At 39.3% G+C, this 12,683-nt stretch carries 11 protein-coding genes and 1 tRNA gene; 8 read left to right on the top strand and 4 right to left on the bottom strand.

Annotated elements, in window-relative coordinates; genetic code table 11:
* Positions 1-58 precede the first annotated feature (58 nt).
* From QX565_RS06125 to QX565_RS06090, 8 genes are all read left to right on the top strand, one after another.
* The gene (locus QX565_RS06125; protein WP_002560317.1) at positions 59-868 is read left to right on the top strand and encodes a patatin-like phospholipase family protein; all 810 of its coding nucleotides are present in this window, start codon (positions 59-61) and stop codon (positions 866-868) included.
* Positions 859-1,917 (top strand): Gfo/Idh/MocA family oxidoreductase, encoded by a 1,059-nt coding sequence (locus QX565_RS06120; RefSeq protein WP_289291892.1) that lies wholly within the window; start codon positions 859-861, stop codon positions 1,915-1,917. The genes QX565_RS06125 and QX565_RS06120 overlap by 10 nt, the downstream gene beginning before the upstream one ends.
* A 12-nt stretch (positions 1,918-1,929) precedes the next feature.
* Positions 1,930-3,627: an alpha-amylase family protein gene (locus QX565_RS06115; RefSeq protein ID WP_289291890.1), complete on the top strand. Its 1,698-nt coding sequence runs from the start codon at positions 1,930-1,932 to the stop codon at positions 3,625-3,627.
* Between the two features lie 135 nt (positions 3,628-3,762).
* A complete protein-coding gene (locus QX565_RS06110; protein WP_221651104.1) occupies positions 3,763-4,746 on the top strand; it encodes an aminodeoxychorismate synthase component I in 984 nt (327 codons plus the stop codon).
* Positions 4,730-5,323 (top strand): aminotransferase class IV family protein, encoded by a 594-nt coding sequence (locus tag QX565_RS06105; protein WP_221651103.1) that lies wholly within the window; start codon positions 4,730-4,732, stop codon positions 5,321-5,323. The genes QX565_RS06110 and QX565_RS06105 overlap by 17 nt, the downstream gene beginning before the upstream one ends.
* 276 nt (positions 5,324-5,599) lie before the next feature.
* A complete protein-coding gene (locus QX565_RS06100) occupies positions 5,600-6,265 on the top strand; it encodes a DUF2461 domain-containing protein (RefSeq protein ID WP_289291920.1) in 666 nt (221 codons plus the stop codon).
* Between the two features lie 35 nt (positions 6,266-6,300).
* On the top strand, positions 6,301-6,747 hold the full coding sequence (locus QX565_RS06095; protein WP_221651102.1) for a NanQ anomerase/TabA/YiaL family protein: 447 nt from the start codon (positions 6,301-6,303) through the stop codon (positions 6,745-6,747).
* Positions 6,748-6,763: 16 nt separating this feature from the next.
* Complete coding sequence (locus QX565_RS06090; protein ID WP_221651101.1) at positions 6,764-8,773, top strand: alpha amylase C-terminal domain-containing protein; 2,010 nt, start codon at positions 6,764-6,766, stop codon at positions 8,771-8,773.
* 77 nt (positions 8,774-8,850) lie between these two features.
* Here the strand turns inward: QX565_RS06090 and QX565_RS06085 are convergent, their stop codons facing one another.
* The 4 genes from QX565_RS06085 to QX565_RS06070 form a co-directional block, all read right to left on the bottom strand.
* A complete protein-coding gene (locus QX565_RS06085; protein ID WP_289291886.1) occupies positions 8,851-9,585 on the bottom strand; it encodes a tetratricopeptide repeat protein in 735 nt (244 codons plus the stop codon).
* A gap of 695 nt (positions 9,586-10,280) precedes the next feature.
* Positions 10,281-10,354 (bottom strand) — tRNA-Arg (locus tag QX565_RS06080).
* Positions 10,355-10,443: 89 nt separating this feature from the next.
* Positions 10,444-11,901: an AbgT family transporter gene (locus tag QX565_RS06075; RefSeq protein WP_221651099.1), complete on the bottom strand. Its 1,458-nt coding sequence runs from the start codon at positions 11,899-11,901 to the stop codon at positions 10,444-10,446.
* Complete coding sequence (locus QX565_RS06070) at positions 11,891-12,619, bottom strand: DUF5932 domain-containing protein (protein ID WP_002560350.1); 729 nt, start codon at positions 12,617-12,619, stop codon at positions 11,891-11,893. The genes QX565_RS06075 and QX565_RS06070 overlap by 11 nt, the downstream gene beginning before the upstream one ends.
* Positions 12,620-12,683 lie beyond the last annotated feature (64 nt).

Below are 12,683 nucleotides of genomic sequence, written 5' to 3'. Positions count from 1 at the left end.
CAAGTTCTTCTTTGCAGAATTTTACTAATTTCGTGGCGAACAATATAAAATGAAGCAAATGGAGGATGTAGTAACTACCGATTGGGAACACAGAAAATTTCAGATAGGATATGCACTTAGTGGTGGGTTTATTAAAGGTTTTGCCCACTTAGGAGTGATGCAGGCCCTTTTGGAGCATGATATCAGGCCGGATATAATTTCGGGTGTAAGTGCAGGTGCATTGGCAGGTGTATTTTATGCTGATGGTAACGAACCTCACAAAGTCCTGGATTACTTTTCCGGACATAAATTTCAAGATCTTACAAAAATGGTGATTCCCAAAGTAGGGCTCTTCGAACTGGGAGAATTTATAGATTTCCTCAAAAGTAATCTGAAAGCTCAGAAGCTGGAAGAGTTACAAATCCCCCTTATTATAACTGCTACAGACCTGGATCACGGACGAAGCATGCATTTCCGGAAAGGCAGCATCGCTGAGCGGGTTGCTGCTTCATGTTGTATGCCGGTAATGTTTACGCCAGTCAGAATAAACGGTACACATTACGTGGATGGTGGGCTGTTGATGAATCTGCCGGTATCTACCCTCCGCAAAGAATGTGAAAAAGTAGTTGCCATCAATGTCAGCCCTTTAGAAGCAGAGAAATATAAAATGAATATTGTCAGCATTGCGATGCGATCCTATCATTTCATGTTTCGTGCCAATACATTTCCGGAACGCGAACTCTGCGATCTGTTGATAGAACCGTACAACCTGAATGGATATAGCAACCGGGAGTTGGAAAAGGCAGAAGAGATATTTGATCAGGGATATAAAACGGCCAATGAAATATTGGAAAATCTGTTTCAGGAGAAAGGAAGAATATGGAGATAATAAAAGTAGGTCTGGCTGCTTACGGAATGTCAGGACAAGTTTTTCATGCTCCGTTTATCAGTACCAATCCTCATTTTGAACTTTGCAAAATAGTAGAGCGTAGTAAGGAGCTTTCAAAGGAACGCTATCCTGATGCTACAATTGTACGCAGTTTCGAAGAGTTGATAAAAGATCCTGCAATAGAGTTGATTGTAGTTAATACTCCGGATAGTACGCATTATGAATATACCCGTTTGGCTCTTGAAGCGGGAAAGCATGTCATTGTTGAGAAACCTTTTACTTCAACTACGGAAGAGGGAGAAGAATTGATAGCATTGGCTGCCGAAAAAGGCCTCATGCTTAGTGTATATCAAAACCGGAGATGGGATGCAGATTTCCGGACTGTACAGGAAATCATTGCCAAAGGGCTGCTGGGACGACTGGTAGAATATGAATCTACTTTTGCCCGCTATCGTAACTTTATCAAACCTAACACATGGAAAGAGACAGGAGAATCAGGTGGCGGATTAACTTATAATCTTGGCTCCCATCTCATCGATCAAGCCATCCGATTGTTTGGTATGCCGGAGGCTGTTTTTGCCGATATAGCTACAATGCGCGCCAATGGAAAGGTTGATGATTATTTTATGATTCGTTTTCTTCGTCCTTCATTGGCTCCGGATGTAAAAGTTACGTTAAAAGCCAGTTATTTAATGCGGGAAGCTGAGCCCCGGTTTGTTCTTCACGGAACTTTAGGCTCATTTGTAAAACATGGAGTCGACAAACAAGAAGCTGCTTTACTGCGTGGTGAAATGCCCGATCAACCTCAATGGGGAGAAGAAACAGAAGAAGAATGGGGATTAATACATACAGAGATTGATGGAAAAGAGATCTGCCGGAAATATCCGGGTATTTCCGGAAATTACGGTGGGTTTTATCAGAACATATATGAACACCTTCGCCTTGGAGAATCATTACAGACAGGAGCGCGTGATATTCTGAATGTAATTCGTGTTATTGAGGCAGCTTATCAAAGCCAACAGGAAGGTAAAGTTATCAGCTTAAAATAAATCTTATATAACATGAGTGACGAAAAGAAAATAATTATCTATCAGGTGCTTACCCGCTTGTTTGGAAATAACAATAATCATTGCATCAATAACGGTGATATTACCCAAAATGGCTGTGGAAAGATGGCAGACTTTACAGTAAAAGCATTGGGTGAGATACAAAAGTTAGGTGTAACACATATCTGGTATACGGGTATTATTGAACATGCTACACAAACTGATTACCGTCGGTATAATATCCGTCCGGATCATCCCGCTATTGTGAAAGGTAAAGCAGGTTCTCCCTACGCTATCAAGGATTATTATGATGTAGACCCGGATATTGCAACAGACGTTCCCGGTAGGATGAAAGAGTTTGAGAACCTTGTGAACCGTACACACCGTGCCGGACTAAAAGTGATCATTGATTTTGTACCTAATCATGTGGCCCGTCAGTATCATTCTGATGCACAGCCCGATGGGACAGTAGAACTGGGAGCAAACGATGACCCGACGTATGCTTTCAGTCCGTACAACAACTTTTATTATATTCCACAATCAGAACTTCACGGACAGTTCGATATGAAGGGAAGCGCTGCGGAACCTTATCGGGAATATCCCGCCAAAGCAACCGGCAACAACCGTTTTGATGCATATCCCAATATCAACGACTGGTATGAGACGGTGAAGTTGAATTATGGCGTAGATTATCCTAACGGAGGCACCTGTAACTTCTCCCCTATTCCGGATACATGGATAAAGATGCTTGATATCCTTCTTTTTTGGGCTTCAAAGAACATAGATGGATTCCGCTGTGATATGGCAGAAATGGTACCGGTAGAGTTTTGGGAATGGGCAATCCCTCAAGTAAAAGAGAAACATCCCAAACTGTTATTCATTGCAGAAGTTTACAATCCGGCAGAATACCAGAATTATCTGTTCCGTGGTAAATTTGATTATTTGTATGATAAAGTGGGATTGTATGATACACTACGTAATGTAGCATGCGGCTATGATTCTGCTACAGCTATAACCCGCAGTTGGCAAAGCCTGGGAGGAATTGAGAAGCGTATGCTCAACTTCCTTGAAAATCATGATGAACAGCGTATTGCTTCGGATTTTTTTGCAAGTGATCCTCGTAAAGGTATTCCGGCTCTGATTGTGTCAGCCTGTATGAATACAAACCCGATGATGATTTATTTCGGACAGGAGTTTGGCGAACTGGGTATGGATAGTGAAGGTTTTAGCGGCCGCGACGGGCGTACTACTATTTTTGATTATTGGAGTGTAGATACCATACGCCGTTGGCGGAATGAAGGTAAGTTTGATGGCAAGATGCTAACGGAGGAGCAAAAATCCCTGTACGCTGTCTACCAGAAGATTCTGACTCTTTGCAACGAAGAACAGGCTATTGTACAAGGAGCTTTCTTCGACTTGATGTACGCCAACCAAAACGGATGGAGATTCAATGAGCACAAGCAATATACATTTTTGCGTAAGTCTAAAAATGAATTACTTTTCATTATTGTCAATTTTGATGGTCAGCCGGTAGACATTGCCATAAATGTACCGTCTCATGCTTTTGACTTCTTGCAAATTCCTCAGATGGATTCTTACGAGGCTACGGATTTACTGACTGGAAAGAAAGAAAATATTTGTCTGCTCCCTTATAAGGCAACAGAGGTTTCACTGAGCAGACATAGCGGAAAGATATTGAAAATAACCATCTAATCAGGCTTTTAAAAAGTACGTATTTAATAGTGACTTAAATACGTATTTAACAGGATGTTAAATACGTACTTTTGTGTTACAGGTTATAGTATATTGTTTTTCCATATCTCATCCATGTTCTAATCCGGAAATTATATGTTACAATCATACAATAAAGAACAAGCCATTCGGAGGATTAACTATCTGTCCAAACAAGGCAAACCTTTTATTTTTATCATTAATTATCTGCAAAGTTGTTCGTATATAGAAGAAGCAGACAGGCTTGACTCTTCACTCGTATTGTATAATTTTAACGGTTTTACTAACCAACCACCGACTCAGCTTTGTAATAAAGTAATACAGTGGCAAATTGCTCCCCAGCCACTAAGCCAATACAAGGAATCTTTTGACTACGTTATGCAGAATATCCATAATGGTAATAGTTTTCTAACGAATCTGACTTGTAATACTCCAATTACGACCAACTTTGGGTTAAAAGATATTTTCCTTCATTCCAAAGCAATGTATAAGCTATGGGTAAAAGATGCCTTTGTAGTATTCTCTCCTGAAATATTTATTCGGATCAATGGAAAGAAGATTAGTTCATACCCCATGAAAGGAACGATAGATGCTACTCTCCCATCTGCATGTCAACAACTAATGAATGACCCGAAGGAAGCGGCAGAACACGCTACAATTGTAGATCTGATACGTAATGATCTGAGTCTGGTTGCAGAAAAAGTGTTTGTGAACCGTTATCGTTATGTCGATACACTGCAGACAAATTCCGGTCCTATTTTACAGACAAGTTCGGAAATTAGTGGTATTTTGCCTGATAATTATCGCTCACAGTTGGGAGACATTCTTTTTAAACTATTACCTGCAGGCTCTATTACAGGTGCTCCCAAACAAAAGACAATGGATATTATAGCCCGTGCGGAAACATATGAAAGAGGTTTCTATACTGGTATTACCGGGTATTTCGATGGTGAGAACCTCGACAGTGCTGTAATGATACGCTTTATTGAGCAACAGAGAGATAAACTTTATTTCAAAAGCGGGGGAGGAATCACCTGTAAAAGCGATCTGGAAAGTGAATACAATGAAATGAAACAAAAAGTCTATGTGCCTATTTATTGAAACCATACGAATAGAGAATGGGGTAATACACAATTTGGCCTATCACAATAAGAGGTTAAATCGGACCAGAAATTGGTTCTGGAAAAACTGTGCTACTTTGGACCTCGCTGATTACATCCAGCCTATACAAGGTGAAGGGGTAATAAAGTGCAGAGTGGTATACGATAAAGAAATCAGAGAAATCACGTATGCCCCCTATTCTATTCGTAACATTAATACACTTCGTGTGGTCCGTTCCGACGAAATAGATTATACTTATAAAAGTATTGACCGTGAATACTTGAATCAACTTTATGCTTTACGGGAAACAGCCGATGATATACTCATTGTTAAAAATGAACTGATTACTGACACTTCCATTGCTAACATAGCCCTTTATAATGGTACAGAATGGCATACTCCTAAAGCTCCTTTACTGAAAGGTACACAAAGAGCATTTCTGTTGGATCAACAAATTATAAAAGAAGAAGAAATAACTTTGAAACAACTTTTTACCTACTCCCGCATCACTTTATTTAATGCAATGATTACTTTCAGAAAGATAGAGTTCCCGGTTGGTGATCATATTATTGTATAACTATTATTAACAGCAAAAAAGATTATACCTACGAACAAAACCCTTTTGGGGTGTGTTATATAGATGTGTTTTTCATAGTATTAGATATAAGATTAATTAAAAGAGATTGTACCAGCTTGTGATAAGTAAGTACGTCAGAAACAGAAGCGTCTGTTTTTTTGATAAATGTGTTAAAGCATCGGCTTTCTTTAAGTCGATGCTTTTTTATTGCATTTTTTAGTTTGTTACAAATAAAATTCGTACGTTTGTAGAATAAAGATATAGAAAAGAATGACAATGAACATGCCTGTTATCTTTCAATTTTTAAAAAATCTCGCTGCAAATAATAACCGTGAGTGGTTTAACGAGCACCGTGATGAGTATGAAACCGCCCGTACAGAGTTCGAAAATCTTTTGGCAGCTGTAATTTCCCGTATCGGCCTCTTTGATGAGAGTATCAGAGGTGTACAAGTCAAAGATTGTACCTATCGTATCTATCGGGATACCCGTTTTTCATCAGATAAAACGCCATACAAAATTCATTTTGGCGGATATATCAATGCCAAAGGAAAAAAATCCGATCATTGTGGCTATTATGTGCATATCCAGAATGGGTCCTGTATGTTGGCAGGAGGAAGTCTTTGTTTACCTCCTAATATTTTGAAAGCAGTCCGTCAGTCTATTTACGACAATATAGATGAATATATTGCCATAGTAGAAGATCCTGAGTTTAAAAAATACTTTCCGGTGATAGGAGAAGACTTCCTGAAAACTACCCCCAAAGGTTTTCCGAAAGATTTTAAATACATTGATTATCTGAAATGTAAGGAGTATACCTGTGCTTACAATGTACCTGACGAGTTCTTTCTTGCTCCCGACTTTTTGGATAAAACAGAAGACGCTTTTCGACAGTTTAAACGCTTTGCTGATTTTATTAACTACACAATTGATGATTTCGAATAATAATACCTAATAATAACTTAAAAACTTTTATAACTATGGTAGTAGATACATTAGAAAACCTGGAAAAATACGCGTCACTGAATCCTTTGTTCGCACAAGCTATTGAGTTCTTGAAGTCTCATGACCTCTATGCTATGGAAGTAGGCAAGACCGAATTGAAAGGTGCGGATCTGGTAGTAAACATCGCTCAGACTACTCCAAAGGCTAGAGAGCAAGCCAAACTTGAAACTCATAACAAATTCATCGATATTCAAATTCCTCTTTCTGGAACAGAAATAATGGGATACACTCCCGGTAAAGACTGTGTACCTGCCGATGCTCCTTATAATGCCGAAAAAGACATTACTTTCTTTGAAGGTTTAGCAGAGACATATGTGGCTGTTAAGCCAGGTATGTTTGCTATTTTCTTTCCGCAGGACGGACATGCTCCAGGCATTACTCCGGATGGTGTAAAGAAAGTTATTGTAAAAGTGAAAGCATAATCAAACTCATCCTGATATGGAGAAAACATTGAATCTTATTAAAAGTGACCCTTGGCTGGAACCGTATGCTGCAGCTATTACCGGACGGCATCAATATGCTATGGATAAGGAAGCCGAACTGACAAACGGAGGAAAACAAACCCTGTCGGACTTTGCTTCGGGATACTTATACTTCGGTTTGCATCGTACAGACAAAGGATGGACTTTCCGTGAATGGGCGCCCAATGCAACCCATATTTACATGGTAGGTACATTCAACAATTGGGAAGAGAAAGAAGAATATAGCCTGAAGCGTTTGCAGAATGGTAATTGGGAAATCAATCTGCCCGCGAATGCAATGCAACATGGCGATCTTTACAAACTGATCGTTTATTGGGACGGAGGACAAGGAGAACGTATTCCGGCCTGGGCTACGCGAGTGGTACAGGATGAGAATACAAAAATCTTCAGTGCACAGGTTTGGAATCCCGAGAAACCCTTCAAATTTCGCAAAAAAACATTTAAACCTTCTACTGATCCATTACTTATTTATGAATGCCATATCGGTATGGCTCAGCAAGAGGAGAAGGTAGGGACTTACAGTGAGTTCCGTGAAAAGATTCTTCCCCGTATAGCAAAAGCTGGTTACAACTGTATTCAGATTATGGCCATTCAGGAACATCCATATTATGGTAGCTTTGGCTATCATGTATCGAGTTTCTTTGCGGCTTCTTCGCGTTTCGGTACTCCTGAAGAGCTCAAAGAACTGATTGATACTGCTCACGGATTGGGTATTGCTGTAATAATGGATATTGTTCACTCTCATGCTGTGAAGAACGAGGTAGAAGGTCTGGGCAATTTTGCCGGTGATCCTAATCAATATTTCTATCCGGGAGCACGTCGTGAACATCCGGCATGGGATTCTCTCTGTTTTGATTATGGCAAAAACGAAGTAATACATTTTTTACTGTCCAATTGCAAATATTGGTTGGAAGAGTATCAGTTTGACGGTTTCCGTTTTGACGGTGTAACCTCAATGTTGTATTATAGCCACGGATTGGGAGAAAGTTTCTCTAATTATGGTGATTATTTCAATGGACACGAAGATGACAATGCAATGTGTTATCTGACGCTTGCCAACGAGTTAATTCATATGGTGAACCCCAAAGCAATTACTATTGCAGAAGAAGTTTCGGGTATGCCGGGATTAGCAGCCAAAGTAGAAGATGGTGGCTATGGCTTTAACTATCGTATGGCTATGAATATTCCGGACTATTGGATAAAAACAATCAAAGAGAAAATTGATGAAGACTGGAAACCTTCCAGTATGTTTTGGGAAGTTACCAATCGCCGTCAGGATGAAAAGACAATATCCTATGCTGAGAGTCATGACCAGGCATTAGTAGGTGACAAGACTATTATTTTCCGTCTGATTGATGCCGATATGTACTGGCATATGCAAAAGGGAGATGAAAATTACACAGTAAATCGTGGTATTGCTCTTCACAAAATGATTCGTCTGCTTACTGCTACTACAATTAATGGCGGTTATCTGAATTTCATGGGAAATGAATTCGGACATCCCGAATGGATTGATTTCCCACGCGAGGGAAATGGCTGGTCGTGCAAGTACGCCCGTCGTCAATGGGATCTGGTAGATAATAAGAATCTGACCTATCATTATATGGCAGATTTTGACGAAGATATGCTGAAGGTAATTAAAAGCATAAAAGATTTTCAGGCTACGCCAATACAAGAAATCTGGCATAATGACGGCGATCAGGTACTCGTATATCAACGTAGAGATCTCATATTTGTATTCAACTTCAATCCTAAACAGTCGTTTACAGATTATGGTTTCCTGGTTGCTCCGGGTGCATATGAAGTAATTTTGAACACAGATAGTGTACAGTTTGGAGGTAATGGACTCTCTGACGATACCATTACACATTTCACTATATCCGATCCTTTATACAAAAAGGAAAAGAAAGAATGGTTGAAACTTTATATTCCGGCTCGTACAGCGATGGTATTGCGTAAAAAGTAAAATACTACTCTAATAATAAAGAAGAGAGCCACTTCCATATAAAAAGTGGCTCTCTTCTTTATTATGATAAGCTTTTATTATTTCAGGCTCTCTTCTACCTGCCCCAACATTTTCTTAATTTCAGCTCTATCCGGAGACAAAGCTACAGCTTCTTTTAAATAATCTGAAGCTTTCTTGAAATCGGCATCGGCAGCAGCTTTTTCCGTTGCATATTTGTCTGCATCAGAAGTAGCCAGTGGAGCGGCTTTTTTCAAGACATTAGCTCCATTATTGTAGAACAACACTCCCAGACTGTAAAGAGCATCTGTTTTCCATTTTTTATTGCTCAACGTAGTTACTTGTTTGTAACTTTCTTCTGCCTTATTAATATCATTGGCTTTCTGGAATTTTTGTCCTTCCTTCAAATAATAGATAGCATATAGTTTCTCCATTGTTTTATTGCCCGGGGCAACTTTAAGGCCGGCTTCCAATGTTTCCACCATTTCCGCATCCTTTTTCAAATCTTTTAATGCACCAGCTTTACGGGCATATGCATTGGCTACATTATAATTCTTTTGAATGGCCACATCGAAGTATTTCACTGCATCAGCATATTTTTTTATCTGATCAGCACATACGCCACAATTATAAGCCATTACGGAGTCAGAATTATTCGTTTGCTTCAAATACGCATCGTATTTAGTAAAAGCAACCTGGTAATTCTTAGCATTTAAAGCGTCATTTCCTTCTTTTTTTAACTGATTAGGGTCTGTTTGACCAAAGATACTGCCTGTGGCACAGCACAAAGCAGCAAGCAAAATAAATTTTCTCATGGTTCTTAAAATGTGTCTTTTTAATTGTTTATCGTTCAAATGTAACAAGAAATGAATAGAATAACAAAGCTATTTTGTTTTTTATAGGCTCTTTCACACTACGAAACATACATTTTATTCATATATGATGGCGATAAACATACTTCTTTCTGATTGTTTAGAAAGTACATACAGCCTGTTATCAGTTGATTTATATTAATAAATAGATATAAAATAAAAAGATGGATTCTTCTCACGCTTGAGAAGAATCCATCACACACAAACAAAACAAACAATACTCTACATTTTTCTTCTCAGATATCTGTAGAACAGTGATGCAAATGTATATTGAAAAAATAATAGTTGTTATTATGTCTGGAAATTCAGTATCTACATTCGGAAATTTAGTACAAATATTTATCATTTTTAAAACTTGATTATTACTGATAAATGGAGAAAGTTGAGCAATCTTCCTTGAATACAAATGTTCATATACTTCGATTACAAACTTTTTATAGATGGGAAAGAAAGGAGTAAAAAATAGTTTGTGACGATAAGAAAAATGTAATTGCCTGCACAACCCCCAAAAAACTATTTCAATCACTCTTTTTGTGATCCCGATCAAATGCAAAATCATACAACTAACAGTCAGGTGTTTGGCGTATGCTCAATGATATACAACAAAAAAGGAGACTACTATTGTAATCTCCTTTTTGTGATCCCGAAGCGATTCGAACGCTTGACCCACGCCTTAGAAGGGCGTTGCTCTATCCAGCTGAGCTACGGGACCATCCTTAATTGCGGTGCAAAGGTAATGCTTTTTCTGAAACTTCAAAAACATTTCTGTGTTTTTTTGCGTCTTTCTCTGTGCAGAAAAGGCTATAATCCTAAAGGTAAGCCTGTTAAATACCACAAAATAAATAACAAAGTCCAGGCTATTAAAATGTAAACAGAATAACGCCATGTATATCTTAATAGGGAAAGATAAGAGGAGTTCTTGTCATATTGCTGCATATAAGTCAATACTAAAGGCATATAAAAAAGAAAAGGAGTAATGGCATTGGTTGCACTGTCTCCTATACGAAAAGCACACTGCACTACATCCGGGGAAACACCCATTTTATCGAATATCGGAATGAAAATGAATGCCATAAATGTCCATTTGGAGGTTGCAGATACCATGATGAGATTGATCAGCGCACTGAATAAGATAAAAAGGATAAGAGTCGACAAGTTACCAAACTCAATAGAAGAGAGTAGATTTGCTCCCATAATAGCCAGGCACTTGTCGAGGTGTGAATACTCAAAACAAGCAAACATCTGTGCTGCAAAAAAGGCGATAACAAAATATACTCCCAGTAACTTCATAGGTTGTGCCAAACCTTCTATCACATCTGCATCCGTACGATACCGCCCTGAACTGAATCCGTAGATCATTCCCATAAGTCCGGCTCCCAAGGAAATAAGAAACAATATCCCCATAATAAAAGGAGAACGCATCAGATTACCACTTACACCACGCAAAATACCATAGGAAGAGAAAGTTAGCCAAAGTACTACAGCGACATAGGCCACGCCTACAATGATGGCCATTGTTAAAGCACGGCGTTCCTTACGAGAAAGCGGTTTATAACCTTCAAAGAGTGTACTTCCACCATAATTGCCCATAGCCGGAAGTAATTTACGGCGCGTTACCCAATAAACGACGGCAGCAATGAGAAAAGTAGAAACAAACATGAAATAATAATTGCATAACGGCCCCGTATCACCGTGTTCTATACCGCCTGCCACTGCGGCTTCTTCTGTGGTGCGGGCCAGCAAAGGATCCATCGTGCTTAGTACAACATTAGCACTATAACCGCAAGCTACAGATGCATAAGCTGTGATAATTCCAGCTACCGGATGTAACCCCACGGAATGAAACAAAGTAGCAGCAATAGGCAGCAATATAATATAACCAGCATCACCTACTACGTTTGAAAGCAATCCCAGGAAAATAACCCAAAGAATAATTTTCTCTTTCTCCTGCTTTCCACGAATTCCCTGCCGGATACAAGCATCTATAAAGCCGGAGTGTTGCGCTACTCCTATACCAAACATAGCTACAATTACCATTCCCAAAGGAGCAAATCCGGTGAAATTGGTAACTATATGACGAAGCAACCAGCGAATACCTTCCGGACTTAACAAGCTTTGCACACGAATTTCCTCACCTGTTTGTGGCAATGTAACGCTTAGTCCGTAGATGTCAAATATCCACGAAAGAAGCACAACGAACATTGTCAGCACAAGGAACATTGTGGCCGGATGTGGCATACGCCATTTGCTATTCTTCATCGGCTTCCAGATTATCAAGATCGAGGATACGAAGTTCAAATGCACGTACTACCAGACGGGTAGCATTCACCCCTACCCGTTCTCCATTAGGAAAGAGTCGTCCGACAAGATCATTCTGCCGTTTTTCGAGCGACTTCACTCCAAAAGGCATACCCTTGAGATTGGCTATCATCTCTTTGGTATATCCCAAGGCGAGATGGCGTAAAAAACGTTCGTCATATTCATCGATATCGTAATTGATGACAGCTTCCTGACGTTTGGCATCGTTACCTACAGAGGCTTTAAACCGATCTACTATCTTCTCAAGTATGGGATAGTTGAATACAAGTTTCTTGCCGTCCATCACTGCTTGTACATCGGTCTTAGTCAGCAGTTCACCTGTCTTCAGGATAATGCCGTCGGCTCCTGCATTCAGTACATCTACCCATAGTTTTTCATTCAATATTTCACCTGTGAAAATAAGCACCCGTACTCCTTTGTAACGTTTGAATATATTGCGGCAGATATCTACTCCAATAGTGGTAGAACCACCCAAACCAAGATCGAGCAGTACCAGATCGGGTAATTGAGCTTCCATTAACGGCCAGAATTCAGCTTCAGTCATAGCGGTCCCTATAACTTCTGCATTGGGTATTTCATGCCGAAAAATCTCTTCTGTACCTTTCAGTTCTAACTTTACATCTTCTACGATAATTACTTTAAATTTTCTGTCTTCCATACGTTTCGTTACATATATTGTTATGACTCGTTACACATATTATTATGCTGCTTTACATCTATTG

It is taken from the genome of Bacteroides sp. 41_26 (assembly GCF_949740115.1).
Lineage (GTDB): Bacteria > Bacteroidota > Bacteroidia > Bacteroidales > Bacteroidaceae > Bacteroides > Bacteroides nordii.
Note: the sequence above shows the minus strand (reverse complement) of the source record. Positions and strands in the feature narration are given on the sequence as shown.